We start from the raw sequence: 14,846 nt of genomic DNA, 5'->3' as shown, positions 1-14,846 counted from the left end.
TAAATGTCTCTATTTAGAGTAAAATATCTAAGTTTCTTTTTTATATTAGTTTCGATATTTTCTTTCCTAAATATTATCTACTCTTACTATTTTAATTTATATTTAAATCTTAACACTTACTATTTTAGTTTATTTTCATCTTTAATTATTGGTTTATTTTTTTTTAAAATAAAAGAGACAACTAAAAAACCAACGATTTTTGAAAAAATTTTAACTGTTTTTTTAGGTTATATTTTTCTACCAATTATTTTGTCATTACCATTTTATTTTAGTATTTATAATTTAACTTTTTTAAATTCAGTTTTTGAGTCTGTTTCAGGATTTACCTCAACAGGTTTTACTATTTTTGATAATATAAAACATATTGACCAAGGTTTGATATTATGGAGGTCCTCAATTCAATGGATTGGTGGTTTATATTTTTTATTTTCCATAATTTTTTTGATTGATATTTATGATGATAGTTTAAAAAAATCGTTAACAAATTTTTTATCTTTCAATAGTTCAGAAATATTAAAACAAACTGTTAAAATATTTATTTTATACACCAGTATAACAATATCTATTTTTATTATTCTAAATATTTTTGAAATAAGATCTTTTAATTCTTTAAATTTATCAATGACCGTAATTTCATCAGGTGGTTTTTTACCTTCAAACAATCTTTCATCAATTTTAACCAATCAAACTCAAATAGTAATTTTTTCATTATTAATGTTGGTTTCTTTTTTTAGTATTTTTTTTATTTATAATTTAATTTTTTTAAGAAATAAGAATTTAAACTTCTTTTATGAAGATATTCATTTATTTTTATATTTTTTATTTACAGTCACATTCTTTTTTACTTTTTTTAGCTTTGATAATAATTTTACTTACAGTTTTTTATCTCTAGTTAGCAGTATATCTAATATAGGAATCTCGTTAGAATTTGATCAATCAAATTTAAATTTTATTTATTTGATTTTAGTGATAATTGGAGGTTCTTTTTTTTCAACAAGTTCAGGTTTAAGATTTTTAAAAATTTATTCATTAACTAAATATTCCTTAAATCAAATACTTTCTTTTAGTCGACCTAAAAATGTTTTTATGAATAAATTAATATTTTCTAATATAAATTTTGATTTCAAAGAAATTAATAAATATTTTTTAACCATTTTGATTTTTATAATTTCTTTATTTATTTTAACTTCTCTATTAAGTCTGAGTGATATTCCTTTTGAAAGTTCTTTTAAATTAGCTGTTTTAACCTTAATGAATACCGTAAATTCTTCTACCTACGGCTTAAATGATTTTAGCTTTAATGATCTACATTTTTTAACGAAATCTTTTTTAATATTTTTTATGATAATTGGAAGAGTTGAGCTTTTATCTTTACTTTTAATCGCTAAAAAATTTCTTTTTAAATATTAATTTAGTATTATATATGTACTTGTAATAATTTTTTGCGCCCTTAGCTCAGCTGGATAGAGCATCGGTTTTCTAAACCGAGGGTCGCACGTTCGAGTTGTGCAGGGCGCACCATCATCAATATATATTCTTATATTTTTTTTCCATACTACATATAGTTAGAATGGTTCTAATATTGAGAATTTTACTTTGATCAATTTTATATAATGATAAAAGCATGAACTGATTCAAATTTATTTTGAATTATTTGTTAACAAATAAAAATAACTAAAAGGAAGAATAATGTTTAAATACGTAAAACAATTAACTTCTTTAGTAGCAATGGTTGCTGTGTTGTTTACTTTTACAACAGAGACTATGGCTGCTAAAAAATCTAAAACACTTAAAAACACTCAGAAGAAGGGTTTTGTAAGATGTGGAGTATCTCAAGGTCTACCAGGATTTTCTAATGCTGACGCTGCAGGAAATTGGACTGGTGTTGACGTTGATGTATGTAGAGCGGTAGCTGCTGCAGTACTAGGTGATGCGAACAAAGTTAAGTTCACACCATTAAGTGCTAAAGAAAGATTTACAGCTTTAACTTCTGGTGAGATTGATATCTTATCAAGAAACACAACTTGGACTCTTTCTAGAGATGCTGACATTGGACTAACTTTCGTTGGAGTAAACTTCTACGACGGTCAAGGTTTCATGGTTAGAAAAAACTCTGGAATTACTTCAACAAGCCAATTCAAAAATGGAATCTCAGCTTGTACTAACATTGGTACAACAACTGAGTTAAACATGAGAGACTTCTTTAACTCTAAAGGAATTTCTTATACTCCAGTTGCTTTTGAAAAAGCTGACGAAGTTGTAGCTGCTTATGATGCTGGTAGATGTGATACTTACACTACTGACAAATCAGGTCTTGCTGCACAAAGAACTAAAATGTCAAACCCTGATGATCACATCGTATTACCTGAAACTATTTCAAAAGAGCCATTAGGCCCTGTTGTTAGACAAGGTGATGCAGTATGGGAAGATATCGTAAGATGGTCTTTAAATACTATGATCGAAGCTGAGGAGTACGGTGTTACTTCTGCTAATGCTGACATGATGAAAACTTCAGAAAACCCACAAATCAAAAGATTAGTTGGTGCTGAAGGTGAAATGGGTGCTGCATTCGGTTTAGATAACGAGTGGAACTTGAGAATTATCAAACAAGTTGGAAACTATGGTGAAAGTTATAAGAGAAATATAGCTGACACTGGTATCTTACCAGACAGAGGTCCAAATGAATTATGGACTAAAGGTGGTATTTTATACGTTCCACCATCAAGATAATTAAAAGTAATAAATTGTTAAAAAGGGCTAGATTTATCTAGCCCTTTTTTTATAGTATCTGATCAAATGAAATTTAAAAAAATCTTACCTCAATTTTTAACTCTATTTTTTATAGTTTTAATCTTCGGTTACTTTACAATGAATGCCCAAGAAAACATGGATACGCGTGGTATCGAGTTTGGTTTTGGTTTTTTATCAAAAGAAGCTTCATTTGATATTCAATTTTCGTTAATTGATTATGATGGCTCCATGTCTTATGGACGTGCTTATCTAGTTGGACTATTAAATACATTATTAGTTTCTTTCATTGGTATTATTTTAAGTACTCTATTAGGTGCTGTGATTGGTGTTGCAAGATTATCACCTAACTATCTAATTAATAAAACAGCCAGTTTTTATGTTGAATTTTTTAGAAACATACCTTTGTTGTTACAGATCTTTTTTTGGTATTTTGCAGCTTTAAGAGCACTACCAATGCCAGAGGATGCCCCATTAATTTTTGGATCTTCTTTTATGACTATTAAGGGGCTATATACACCAGCTCCAATTTGGAGCAATTTTGATGTATTTATGATTGCTTTGATTGTTGCAATGGTCGCAATTTATTCTTTCAATAAATTTGCAAAAAGAAAACAAGAAGAAGAGGGAAAACAATATCCTAAATTTTTAATTTCACTAGGAATTTTTATTATATTACCAGCATTAACTTTTATAATAGGTGGTGTTGATCTTTCTTGGAGCTTTCCAGTATTGAAACAACTAGCTAAAACTTCTTTCACGTATGAAGGTGGTATGGGAATACCTCCTGAACTTATAGCGCTGACATTGGCTTTAACTTTATATACAGCAACTTTTATTGCCGAAAATGTAAGAGCTGGAATACAAGGTATAGGGAAAGGTCAAAAAGAAGCAGCTGCATCAATTGGTTTAACACCTAGCCAAGTTTTAAAATTAGTAATTTTACCTCAAGCATTAAGAATTATTATTCCACCTACTACAAATCAATATTTAAATTTAACAAAAAATTCATCTTTAGCAGCAGCTATTGCTTACCCAGATTTAGTATTAGTTTTTGCAGGTACTGCAATGATGCAAACAGGTAGAGCTATTGAAATTGTAGGAATTACAATGGCTACTTATCTAACAATCAGTTTAGTAATCTCACTATTTATGAACTGGTATAATAAAAGAATTGCGATACAGGAAAAGTAATAATGAGTAATATAAATTTTTTAAAACCTAATAGAGAAAGTTTAAATTTATTTTTAATTTTAGGTTCTTTATTTTTTGCACTTGGGTTAATAGATTTTTGTCTAAATAATTTTTATGATACTAATATTACTGGATTTTTACCTGGTTTTGTCAGTTTTTTTACTCCTCTAATTTTTGGAATGATTGGATTACATTTAATAAGAATAGAATTTTCTGGAATTAAAATCCTAGACGAGCTCAACAAAAATATTAACACTAGTAATTTTAATGCAGCTTTAAGTATAAGCATAATCATATTGATAATTTTCAGTGTTGCACCATTACTCAATTGGTTTGTCCTAGACGCTACATTTATTGGTGATAGCAAAGAAGCTTGTACGGGAGGTGGTGCATGTTGGGTTTATATTAAAACTTGGTTTAATAGATTTATGTATGGAATGTATCCTAATAATGAGCAATGGAGAGTTAATGCAACATTCATTATTGTTTTAGGAATGATGGGAGCAGGATATTTTTTCCCATTGAAATATAAAAAATATTTAACTTTTTATTATGTTATCTTTCTACCAATAATTTCATTTCTTTTAATTTACTATTTAATTTCAGGTGGTGAATTTGGTTTAGAATGGGTAGAAACAGGTGCATGGGGTGGTTTATCTTTAACTTTTATTGTTTCTTTCTTTTCATTAATTTTTTGTTTTCCAATAGGGATGATGTTGGCGCTTGGAAGAAGATCTGATTTAACAGTAGTTAAATACTCTTCACTTTCATTTATTGAATTTTGGAGGGGTGTACCGCTAATCACAGTATTATTCATGTCTGCAGTTATGTTTCCAATGTTTTTACCAGATGGAACATATGTTGATAAACTAATTAGAGTTATTGTTGCTATTACTTTATTTGAAGCTGCTTATACAGCTGAGGTTATCAGAGGTGGTTTACAAGCACTACCTAGAGGACAATATGATGCAGCAAAATCTTTAGGTATGGGGTACTGGAGACTTCATTTGTTAGTAATTTTACCACAAGCTCTTAAACTAGTAATACCTGGTATTGCCAATACTTTTTTAGCTTTAGTAAAAGATACTCCATTAATTTTTGTAGTAGGGTTATTGGAGTTAGTTGGAATGTTAAACTTAGCAAAAACAAATCCTAAATGGCTTGGGTTTTCGATGGAAGGTTACGTATTCGCTGGAATTATATTCTGGATTATTTGCTACAGTATGAGTAAATATAGTCAAAAATTAGAATTAAAATTTAAAACAGATAGATAAATAACTATGTCAGATTCAATTATACAGATTAAAGAAGTAAACAAATGGTATGGAGACTTTCAAGTTCTTAAAGATATTAATCTTGAGGTTAAAGCTAAAGAAAAAATTGTTGTTTGTGGACCATCTGGATCTGGTAAATCTACACTAATTAGATGTATTAATAGATTAGAAGAGCATCAAAAAGGAAACATTATAGTTGATGGTACTGAGATTTCTGAAGATACAAAAAATATAGAACAAGTTAGAGCAGAAGTTGGAATGGTTTTTCAGCAATTTAATTTATTTCCACATTTATCAATTTTGGATAACTGCACATTAGCTCCTATTTGGGTTAAGAAAATGCCTAAAAAAGAGGCAGAGGAATTGGCTTTAAAACATTTGGAAAGAGTTCAAATTTTAGATCAAGCTCAAAAATTCCCAGGACAACTCTCTGGTGGACAACAACAGCGTGTAGCTATTGCTAGAGCACTATGTATGGAACCTAAAATAATGCTTTTTGATGAACCAACATCTGCATTAGATCCAGAAATGATTAAAGAAGTACTAGATGTAATGGTTGACCTAGCCAAACAAGGAATGACCATGATTGTTGTTACTCATGAAATGGGATTTGCTAAGGAAGTTGCTGATTGCATGATATTTATGGATGAAGGTAAGATAGTAGAGAAGGCTGATACAAAAGAATTTTTTGCTAATCCTAAGAGTGATAGAACAAAGCTATTTTTAAGCCAAATTTTATAATTTTTAAACTCTTTACCGTCAAAAGTTTAGATAATAGTTTGATATATTTGTCTTAAATTCAATAGTTTTTTTTAAATCTTAAGCTTGACAGGTTTTCTGTCGCTCATCTTTTGCTAAGAAAATAAATAAATTTTTCTATTGCACGATCCTTAATAAATTTGTTCAATATGTTTTTAAAATTTAATTAAGAGGGGTCTTAATGGAAGATAATTTCAACAAACACTTAGGCAATAAGCTTAAACTTAGAAGATTAGCTTTGGGTTTAACCCAAACTAAAGTTGCAAAAGCAATAAACGTTACATTTCAACAAATTCAAAAATACGAAAAAGGCACTAATGGTGTTAGCTCAATTAGATTGCTTCAATTGTCTAACTATTTAAAAGTACCGATTAATTATTTCTTTGAAGATTTTTCAGAATATTTAATTAATTTGGAAAAATCACAAGAAGGTCACATGAATGTTAATTACAATTTTTTAACAAAATTATACTCTGAACTTAGTGCTGATCAAAAATTAAAATTTAACAAATCTTTACAAATTTCAGGAACAATTATTTCTAAAGCAGTATAATTTTTAATTAATCTAAGACCCCAAAATTAAGTTTAATAAATTCCATATATTTAAACCAGGAAATAATTTTTAAGTTATTTTTTTAGAATTTTTTTTGGCTCCTCGGGCAGGACTCGAACCTGCGACCAATTGATTAACAGTCAACTGCTCTACCAACTGAGCTACCGAGGAATGTAAGAAATTCAACTTACTTTTTTTTAAGACTAAAACAAGATTTTTTTTTGGAGGCAACGCCCGGAATCGAACCGGGATACAAGGATTTGCAATCCTCTGCGTAACCATTCCGCCACGTTGCCATCTTGTTTAGCTAATAGCATCAGAAGCCTTTTTATATTAAATATTTCTCATTAGTCTATTAAATAACGATCTAAATTCATTATTGTTAATTTAGATTATTAAATTATAAACTTTACACACCATGAGTAGCGATAAATATATACATTCTGATGTTGAAGACAAAATCTATTCTTATTGGGAAAAAAATGAACTTTTTAAACCAAGAGAAAATTCAAAAAAATTTTCAATTGTAATTCCACCGCCTAATGTAACCGGCAGCCTTCATATGGGTCATGCTCTAAATAATTCAATTCAGGATTTACTAGTTCGTTATCACCGAATGAACAACTATGAAACTTTATGGCAACCCGGAACTGATCATGCAGGAATAGCCACTCAAGCTTTAGTTGAGAGAAAACTTGCATCAGAAAAAATTGATAAAAATGAAATAGGTAGAGAAAAATTTATTGAAAAAGTATGGGAATGGAAAGAGCAGTATGGAGACATAATTATCAATCAATTAAAAAAATTAGGATGTTCTTGTGATTGGTCTCGTAATGCTTTTACGATGGATGAAAATCTTTCAAAATCAGTAATTAAAGTTTTTGTAGATCTTTATAATAAAGGTTTAATTTACAAAGATAAAAAATTAGTAAACTGGGATACTGTTTTAAAAACTGCAATTTCCGATCTTGAAGTTGACCAAAGAGAAGTAAATTCTAAAATTTATTATATTAAGTATCCTATTGATGGTACGCGTGAATTCGTTACCATTGCAACAACAAGACCTGAAACAATGTTAGGAGATACAGCTATCGCTGTTAATCCAAAAGATGAAAGATTTACTTCTTTTGTAGGAAAAACAGTTACAATTCCAATTGTTGGAAGAAAGATTAACATTATAGAAGATGATTATGCAGATCCCGAACAAGGAACTGGAGCTCTAAAGATTACACCAGCACATGATTTTAATGATTATGATGTTGGGCAAAGAAATAATCTTGACATAATTAATATATTTACTGAAGCTGGTAAAATTAACCAAAATGCACCTAAAGATTATATTGGTCTTGATAGATTTGAAGCAAGAAAGAAAATTTTAAAAGAACTTAAAGAAAAAGAATTTTTTGTTAAGGAAGAAAACATAAAAAACAAAGTTCCATATGGAGATAGATCAAATTCAATAATTGAACCATTTTTAACTGAACAATGGTTTGCAGATGCAGAAAAATTATCTGTAAAAGCTAAAGAAGTTGTAAATTCAAAAAAAACAAATTTCTTTCCTGAAAATTGGGCCAAAACTTATTTTCAATGGATGAATAATATTGAGCCTTGGTGTATTTCGAGACAACTTTGGTGGGGCCATCAGATACCAGCTTGGTATGGCCCAGACAAAAAAATCTTTGTAGCTATCAATGAAGATGATGCAAAACAATTAGCTAAAAAACATTATGGCAAAGATGAAGAATTAATTCGAGATCCCGATGTATTAGATACATGGTTTTCTTCTGGTCTTTGGCCATTTGCAACATTAGGTTGGCCGGAAAATAAAGATTATGTTGAAAAATTTTATCCTACTTCTGTCTTAGTAACTGGATTTGATATTATATTTTTCTGGGTTGCTAGAATGATAATGTTTGGAACAGAATTTTTAAATAAAGAACCGTTTAAAGATATTTATGTTCACGCACTAGTTAGAGATGAGAAGGGACAAAAAATGTCAAAATCTAAAGGCAATGTTATAGATCCGTTAGATTTAATTGAAAAATATAGTGCTGATGCACTAAGATTCACTCTGCTTTCGATGGCATCTCCTGGAACAGATGTTAAACTTTCAGAAGATAGGGTTAAAGGATACAGAAACTTTCTAAATAAACTTTGGAATGCTAATAATTTTTTAATCGCTAATGAATGTGATTTTTCTGATATTGATGAAACTCCAGATTTATCAGTAAATATTAACAAATGGATTTATGCTGAGTTAATTGAAGCAAAGTCTAAGATAGAAAAAAATTTAGAAAATTATAGATTTGATGAAGCTGCAAAAAATGCTTATCAATTTGCCTGGCATTCTTATTGTGATTGGTATTTAGAATTATCAAAAACAATATTATTTTCAGATAATGAAGAAGCTAAATCTGAGGTTAGAAAAGTTTCAAGTTATATATTTAAGCAAATCTTGATTTTACTTCATCCATTTATTCCATTTGTTACAGAAGAGATTTGGCTAAAAAATAAATTTGATAACTCTAATAAAGATTTTTTGATGTTTGCCAATTGGCCAATAGGTGAAATTAATAAAGACACTAGTACAGAACAAGTTGAAAATATTATAAGTATCATTTCTGAAATTAGATCTTTTAAAAATGAATTAAACGTAAGCCCTGGTTCCTTTATAGATCTGTCTATAAATAACATAAATGATAATCAAAAAATTTTTATTAATAGTAATGAAATCATTCTTAAAAAATTGGGAAGAATAAATAATATTTTAAGTGATGACTTGGATAAACCTGCAGCAACTATGGTTGTCTCAGGAGATTTGTTTAAAATCTATTTCGATAAAGATGTTGATTTAAAATTTATTAAAGAAAACTTAACTAGCAAACAAAATAGAATTCAAGAAGAAATGAACAAAATATCTCAAAGATTAGAAAATAAAAGTTTTGTAGATAGAGCACCAAAAGAGATTGTTGAACAGGAAAAAACTAATTATAATAATTTAAAGAACGATATTGATAAAATATCAGTAACAATAAAGGGTATATAATGGCAAAATTTAATAAAAAGAAACTTCCAAGCAGACATACATCATTAGGAGCTGATAGAGCACCTCACAGATCATTTTATTATGCAATGGGTGAAACTGAGAAAGATGTAGCAAAACCATTTGTTGGTGTTGTATCGACTTGGAATGAGGCAGCACCATGTAATATTGCCCTAATGAGACAAGCTCAATCAGTTAAAAAAGGTGTAAGAGCTAACGGTGGAACTCCTAGAGAGTTTTGCACAATTACGGTTACCGATGGTATTGCAATGGGCCATGAAGGAATGAAATCTTCCTTAATATCTAGAGAAGTAATTGCAGACTCAGCAGAACTTACGGTTAGAGGACATTGCTATGATGCATTAGTTGGTATTGCTGGATGTGATAAATCTTTACCTGGATTAATGATGTCCATGGTTAGATTAAATGTTCCAAGTGTTTTTATTTATGGAGGATCAATTCTACCAGGAAGATATAAAGGAAAAGACGTAACTGTAGTCGATGTGTTTGAAGCAGTTGGAAAACATTCTTCAGGTCAAATGTCTGCTGCTGAACTTAGAAAATTAGAGTTAGTTGCCTGTCCTAGTGCTGGTGCTTGTGGTGGTCAATTTACAGCTAACACAATGGCATGTGTATCTGAAGCTATTGGATTAGCACTTCCTTACTCAGCTGGAACTCCAGCTCCTTATGAAGAGAGAGATAAGTACGCAAAAGCAAGTGGAACAATGGTTATGAATCTTCTTAAAAAAGGAATTAAACCTAGAGATATCGTAACTAAAAAAGCTCTAGAAAATGCTGCAACAATAGTTGCTGCAACAGGCGGATCAACAAATGCTGGATTACACTTACCAGCAATTGCTAATGAAGCAGGTATAAAATTTGATTTAATGGATGTTGCTAAAATTTTCAAAAGAACTCCTTATCTTGCAGACTTAAAACCAGGTGGAAAATATGTTGCTAAAGATATGTGGTTAGCAGGCGGTGTTCCAATGTTACTTAAAACATTATACGAAGGTGGTTTTATCCATGGTGACTGCATGACTGTTACTGGAAAAACCATGAAAGAAAATTTAAAAAATATTAAATTTAATCCAAAACAAAAAGTAATGAGATCTTATAAAGATCCTTTGTCACCAACTGGTGGTGTAGTTGGTTTAAAAGGTAATTTAGCTCCAGAGGGTGCAATAGTTAAAGTTGCAGGATTAAAGAAATTACAATTTACTGGAAAAGCAAGATGTTTTGATAATGAAGAAAGCGCTATGAAAGCTGTTCAAAGCAAAAAGTATAATGATGGTGAAGTAATCATTATTAGATATGAAGGTCCTGTTGGAGGTCCTGGCATGAGAGAAATGCTATCAACAACAGGAGCTATATACGGACAAGGAAAAGGGGAGAAAGTAGCTCTTATTACTGACGGTAGGTTCTCTGGTGCTACGAGAGGCTTTTGTGTGGGTCACGTGGGCCCTGAGGCTGCTCTAGGGGGTCCTTTAGGCCTTTTACGTAACGGAGATATCATTGATATTGATGCTAAAAAAGGGACTATCAATGTAAGACTTTCTAAAAAAGAATTATCTTCAAGAAAAAGAAAATGGAAACCTAGAAAATCTGATTTTGGATCAGGTACCTTATGGAAGTATGCACAAACGGTAGGACCTGCTTATTTAGGTGCCCCAACTCATCCAGGTAAGAAAAAAGAAGTTAAGGATTATTCAGAAATTTGATGAAAATCCGTCCGGTTATATTATGTGGAGGTGCTGGAACTCGACTTTGGCCAAATTCTAAAAATCATCAAGCAAAACAGTTTATTGATTTTGGTAAATGGACTTTACTTGATAAAACTTTAGAAAGAACAAAAGCTTCAATTTACGATTCTCCAATCATTAGTACAAATAAGAAGTATTTAAATAAAGTAAAACAACACTTAAAAAAAAATAAGATTACCAAATATAAAATTGTAGTAGAGCCAGCAAAAAGAAACACAGCCCCAGCTATTTTAAGTACAGCGCTAATAAAAGATATTCCTGACAATCAACCATTAATGTTTTTTACTGCCGATCATTTAATTGAAAAAATGAATATTTTTAATAAAGCCATCAATAAAAATAAATCAAACCTTAATAGTGAAAATATATTTGTTTTTGGAATTAAACCTAAATCTCCTACAAGTGATTATGGATATTTTTTAACAAAAAAAATCAAAGGAAATATTAATAAAGTAACTAAATTTATTGAAAAACCAAAAGAGTCAAAAGCTAAACAAATTATTAAGAACAAAGGTTATTGGAATTCAGGCATGTTCTATCTTCGAAAAGACTCAATAATTAATAATTTTAAAAAATATCAGCCAACAACATACAGAAATTGTGTTAATTCAGTTAAAAAGGCAAAATATAAAGCTAATACTTATTATTTAAATAAAGCTTCATTTATAAAAGCGACAGCTAAATCATTCGATTATGCAGTTTTAGAAAAAACAAAACAAATAAACGCAATTAAATTAGATATTCCATGGTCAGATCTTGGTAGTTGGAAAGAAATCTTAAAAATGTATGACAAGAATAAAGACAAATACATTAAGAAAAAAAATATTTATTACCGTCCTTGGGGTAGATACACCAATTTATTCGAGGGAAAAGAGTTTTTAGTTAAAGAATTATTTGTCAAACCAAAAGGAATTTTAAGCTTACAAAAACACCATCATCGAGCTGAACATTGGCTAGTTACACAAGGTAATGCTAAAATTACACTTAACAAAGATAAAATAGTCAAAAAACCAGGTGAGCACATATTCATTCCACTAGAAGCAATTCATAGAGTTCAAAATCAAGGCAAAAAACCAATTAAAATTATGGAAGCTCAAGTAGGTTCAATTCTTAAAGAAACAGACATTGTTAGATATCAAGATATTTACGGTAGAGTTAAATAAGTAATTAATGGATTCTAGTGTTTTTTTTGTAATTCTATTAGCAACGATTTTACATGCAGTTTGGAATGCGATGGTTAAACATCATCCAGATAAAGCTATAGCAGTTTTGGCTATTGTATTAGGCCACATACCTTTAGCTCTGATTTGTATTTTTTATTTTCCTTTACCAGGAAAAGAGTCGCTAGCCTATATAATTGCAAGTGTATTAGCTCATCAGGGTTATCAATGGTATATGTTAAATTCTTATAAAATAGGTGACTATACAAATGTTTACCCAATTTTCAGAGGCTTTGGACCTTTATTAGCTACATTGATCTCTATAATATTTCTTGGCGTTGTATTTAAAATACCAACTTTATTCTCAATATTATTGATTTGTGCTGGAATAATGCTTCTTGGTTTAATTGTTTCAAAAAATAAAAAACAAATTGAGATTACTAAATATTCTTTACTTACAGGATCATTCATAGGTCTATACTCGTTAATAGATGGATACGGTGCTAGAGTTAGTACGTCAGCAATTTCATATATTAGTTTTTCTTTTTTATTTAGTGCCTTGCTTTTTCCTATTATTTTAAAACTCAACAAACATGAAAATATTTTTTCAAAGGTTTTTAAAGATGCAAAAATAATATTTTGGGTAGGAGGATCTATATCTTTTATTATTTATGCAATTGTTGTTTGGGGTTTTACAAAAGCACCAATTCCTCTAGTTGCAGCACTTAGAGAAACGAGTATTTTTTTCTCAATATTTATTGGATATTTTTTCTTAAAAGAAACTATAAATCTTAAAAAAATAATATCTATTTCGCTTATAGTTATCGGGGTGATTGGTATTAAGTTATTTTAAATATAATTGAATAATTTTAAAATAATTATTGTATTCAAAAGCAACAGCATTATAGGGACTACAGTTCTTATAAGTTCCATTATATGGTTAACTCTATCAAGTTTTCTTTCTAATTTTCTTATTGGGCTCATTTTATCCCAGTCTTCTTGTTTGTAAGTATTTTTTTTTCGATTTTTATTCATAATGAAAAAACTCTTTTATTGATTTAAATGAAAAATTCAATTTTTAAAAATTAATCTTTTATTTTTTGGGCATATCAAGTTGTGTAATATGCCCAAAAAACTTAATTAAAACCAATTATTTGGAATTATTATATAATGTATTCCTAGCACAATACCTACTGACACACTTAATCCAAAGATCATTTTAAGAAAATCTTTACCAATTAATGGAAAAACATACTTGAATTTATAATCTTTGTTCATAGTTGATATTGCAAGTTCCCTACCACATAATAAACCAACAAATACCCATGTTGTTGACATTGGTAAATCATTAAGTTCTTTAAAATAGTAAAGTACAGCAGCATAAATAACATTAATTATTGTTGCTGATCTTGCGTATCTTGTTCCTGTTTTATCTAAAACTACTTTTTGAATTGATCCTCCGTTTATGTAGAAGATGTAAAAAAGAAGAGCTGTAAAGTAAGCAAGAACAATCAATAATAAAGTTACATCTAATTGTCTTGGAAGATATACGGCTATATTAGCTACATCGTGAGATAACCAAACCCACCATAACCAACCTGAAGTTACCCATACAGAGTTTCTCCAAAAACCTATCCATTTATCTTCTACTTCATCAAATTTTTCATTAATAAATTTAGATACAACTACCCAGCAAATATATGCAGCAACAGCTGCTAAGCCATAACCAACAACGCTTTTCATAAGCATTTTTTCAAGAACTACAGTTGATGCAAAAGCAGAAAGAACTAAGAATGTAGTTGAAACTGGTATTCCTATTCTTGTTAATATTAAAAGTATTCCAGGCGCTACAGCATGATACCACTGTATTTCTTGGAATGGTATTCTTGTTAATCTTCCATAAGATATATCGCCAGCATTGCTGTACCAGCCCCATGTGATAGCAAGTATCATCACAAATGAAGCAGCGCTTGCAAGCGTGTACCATTTAAACCATTTTTGTTTAGATGCTATAAAAGTACCTAGCGTCTGTATTGAGTCATTAGCAATAACGCTATATCCCGCTAAAGCAAAGCCGACGATCGTATATATTGTTGTCAGTTCCATTTTTTTTCCTTTTTATATTTACTTTATTGTTTTCCGTTTCGAACGATTCTTAATATTGATGATGATTTAATAGGTGTAAGTAAATTTATCTATAGTTAAATTAATCTATTTTTTTTATGGTGAGTTGATTCATCGATCATTATTGTAAAAAAAAGTAAAGTCCATAGTATAAATTAAATTATTTATATTATGAAAAGCAAATTTATCTTAAATATTATATTTTTAGATTATGTCCAGTAATATGAT

The 14,846-nt window shown here is 29.5% G+C and carries 12 protein-coding genes and 3 tRNA genes; 11 read left to right on the top strand and 4 right to left on the bottom strand.

The features are described from left to right. Positions 1 to 3: 3 nt before the first annotated feature. The 7 genes from ACIJYF_RS03795 (at position 4) to ACIJYF_RS03765 (ending at position 6,528) form a co-directional block, all read left to right on the top strand. Positions 4 to 1,410, top strand: coding sequence for a TrkH family potassium uptake protein (locus tag ACIJYF_RS03795; RefSeq protein ID WP_435117913.1), 1,407 nt, complete (start codon positions 4 to 6; stop codon positions 1,408 to 1,410). 34 nt (positions 1,411 to 1,444) lie between these two features. Further along, positions 1,445 to 1,521 (top strand) — tRNA-Arg (locus tag ACIJYF_RS03790). 168 nt (positions 1,522 to 1,689) lie between these two features. Then, entirely contained in the window at positions 1,690 to 2,730 is a 1,041-nt protein-coding gene (locus ACIJYF_RS03785) for an amino acid ABC transporter substrate-binding protein (protein ID WP_435117911.1), read from the top strand. A 66-nt stretch (positions 2,731 to 2,796) separates the two neighbouring features. Next, the gene (locus ACIJYF_RS03780) at positions 2,797 to 3,942 is read left to right on the top strand and encodes an amino acid ABC transporter permease (RefSeq protein ID WP_435117909.1); all 1,146 of its coding nucleotides are present in this window, start codon (positions 2,797 to 2,799) and stop codon (positions 3,940 to 3,942) included. 2 nt (positions 3,943 to 3,944) lie between these two features. Further along, the gene (locus ACIJYF_RS03775) at positions 3,945 to 5,216 is read left to right on the top strand and encodes an amino acid ABC transporter permease (RefSeq protein ID WP_435117906.1); all 1,272 of its coding nucleotides are present in this window, start codon (positions 3,945 to 3,947) and stop codon (positions 5,214 to 5,216) included. 6 nt (positions 5,217 to 5,222) lie between these two features. Beyond that, the gene (locus tag ACIJYF_RS03770) at positions 5,223 to 5,957 is read left to right on the top strand and encodes an amino acid ABC transporter ATP-binding protein (protein WP_435089202.1); all 735 of its coding nucleotides are present in this window, start codon (positions 5,223 to 5,225) and stop codon (positions 5,955 to 5,957) included. Between the two features lie 199 nt (positions 5,958 to 6,156). Further along, entirely contained in the window at positions 6,157 to 6,528 is a 372-nt protein-coding gene (locus ACIJYF_RS03765) for a helix-turn-helix domain-containing protein (protein ID WP_435117903.1), read from the top strand. 95 nt (positions 6,529 to 6,623) lie between these two features. Here the strand turns inward: ACIJYF_RS03765 and ACIJYF_RS03760 are convergent. Then, positions 6,624 to 6,699, bottom strand: a tRNA-Asn gene (locus ACIJYF_RS03760). A gap of 51 nt (positions 6,700 to 6,750) precedes the next feature. After that, positions 6,751 to 6,824 (bottom strand) — tRNA-Cys (locus tag ACIJYF_RS03755). A gap of 122 nt (positions 6,825 to 6,946) precedes the next feature. Here ACIJYF_RS03755 and ACIJYF_RS03750 point away from each other — a divergent pair. From ACIJYF_RS03750 to ACIJYF_RS03735, 4 genes are read left to right on the top strand one after another with little or no spacing between them, the layout of a single operon-like run. Next, positions 6,947 to 9,574, top strand: a complete 2,628-nt coding sequence (locus tag ACIJYF_RS03750; RefSeq protein ID WP_435117901.1) for a valine--tRNA ligase — start codon at positions 6,947 to 6,949, stop codon at positions 9,572 to 9,574. Next, entirely contained in the window at positions 9,574 to 11,292 is a 1,719-nt protein-coding gene (gene ilvD, locus ACIJYF_RS03745; protein WP_435117899.1) for a dihydroxy-acid dehydratase, read from the top strand. The genes ACIJYF_RS03750 and ilvD overlap by 1 nt, the downstream gene beginning before the upstream one ends. Beyond that, the gene (locus ACIJYF_RS03740) at positions 11,292 to 12,497 is read left to right on the top strand and encodes a sugar phosphate nucleotidyltransferase (protein WP_435117897.1); all 1,206 of its coding nucleotides are present in this window, start codon (positions 11,292 to 11,294) and stop codon (positions 12,495 to 12,497) included. The genes ilvD and ACIJYF_RS03740 overlap by 1 nt, the downstream gene beginning before the upstream one ends. A gap of 7 nt (positions 12,498 to 12,504) precedes the next feature. Next, on the top strand, positions 12,505 to 13,347 hold the full coding sequence (locus ACIJYF_RS03735; protein WP_435117895.1) for an EamA family transporter: 843 nt from the start codon (positions 12,505 to 12,507) through the stop codon (positions 13,345 to 13,347). Here the strand turns inward: ACIJYF_RS03735 and ACIJYF_RS03730 are convergent. Both ACIJYF_RS03730 and ACIJYF_RS03725 read right to left on the bottom strand, forming a co-directional pair. Beyond that, a complete protein-coding gene (locus ACIJYF_RS03730; RefSeq protein ID WP_435117892.1) occupies positions 13,344 to 13,529 on the bottom strand; it encodes a hypothetical protein in 186 nt (61 codons plus the stop codon). The two genes, ACIJYF_RS03735 and ACIJYF_RS03730, sit on opposite strands and share 4 nt — an antisense overlap. A 105-nt stretch (positions 13,530 to 13,634) precedes the next feature. Then, positions 13,635 to 14,600 carry a hypothetical protein gene (locus tag ACIJYF_RS03725; protein ID WP_435117890.1) on the bottom strand — a complete coding sequence of 322 codons (966 nt, stop codon included), beginning with the start codon at positions 14,598 to 14,600 and terminating at the stop codon, positions 13,635 to 13,637. Positions 14,601 to 14,846 lie beyond the last annotated feature (246 nt).

The sequence above is a fragment of the Candidatus Pelagibacter bacterium nBUS_49 genome, assembly GCF_051200925.1.
Taxonomy (GTDB): Bacteria; Pseudomonadota; Alphaproteobacteria; order Pelagibacterales; family Pelagibacteraceae; genus Pelagibacter.
The sequence above is the reverse complement of the archived record's forward strand: the minus strand, read 5'-3'. Positions and strand labels throughout refer to the sequence as shown.

Excerpts from the sequence above, each read along its gene's own strand:
- ACIJYF_RS03795 (WP_435117913.1), top strand. The coding sequence starts at position 4 with ATGTCTCTATTTAGAGTAAAATATCTAAGTTTCTTTTTTATATTAGTT.
- ACIJYF_RS03785 (WP_435117911.1), top strand. The coding sequence starts at position 1,690 with ATGTTTAAATACGTAAAACAATTAACTTCTTTAGTAGCAATGGTTGCT.
- ACIJYF_RS03780 (WP_435117909.1), top strand. The coding sequence starts at position 2,797 with ATGAAATTTAAAAAAATCTTACCTCAATTTTTAACTCTATTTTTTATA.
- ACIJYF_RS03775 (WP_435117906.1), top strand. The coding sequence starts at position 3,945 with ATGAGTAATATAAATTTTTTAAAACCTAATAGAGAAAGTTTAAATTTA.
- ACIJYF_RS03770 (WP_435089202.1), top strand. The coding sequence starts at position 5,223 with ATGTCAGATTCAATTATACAGATTAAAGAAGTAAACAAATGGTATGGA.
- ACIJYF_RS03765 (WP_435117903.1), top strand. The coding sequence starts at position 6,157 with ATGGAAGATAATTTCAACAAACACTTAGGCAATAAGCTTAAACTTAGA.
- ACIJYF_RS03750 (WP_435117901.1), top strand. The coding sequence starts at position 6,947 with ATGAGTAGCGATAAATATATACATTCTGATGTTGAAGACAAAATCTAT.
- ilvD (WP_435117899.1), top strand. The coding sequence starts at position 9,574 with ATGGCAAAATTTAATAAAAAGAAACTTCCAAGCAGACATACATCATTA.
- ACIJYF_RS03740 (WP_435117897.1), top strand. The coding sequence starts at position 11,292 with ATGAAAATCCGTCCGGTTATATTATGTGGAGGTGCTGGAACTCGACTT.
- ACIJYF_RS03735 (WP_435117895.1), top strand. The coding sequence starts at position 12,505 with ATGGATTCTAGTGTTTTTTTTGTAATTCTATTAGCAACGATTTTACAT.
- ACIJYF_RS03730 (WP_435117892.1), bottom strand. The coding sequence starts at position 13,529 with ATGAATAAAAATCGAAAAAAAAATACTTACAAACAAGAAGACTGGGAT.
- ACIJYF_RS03725 (WP_435117890.1), bottom strand. The coding sequence starts at position 14,600 with ATGGAACTGACAACAATATATACGATCGTCGGCTTTGCTTTAGCGGGA.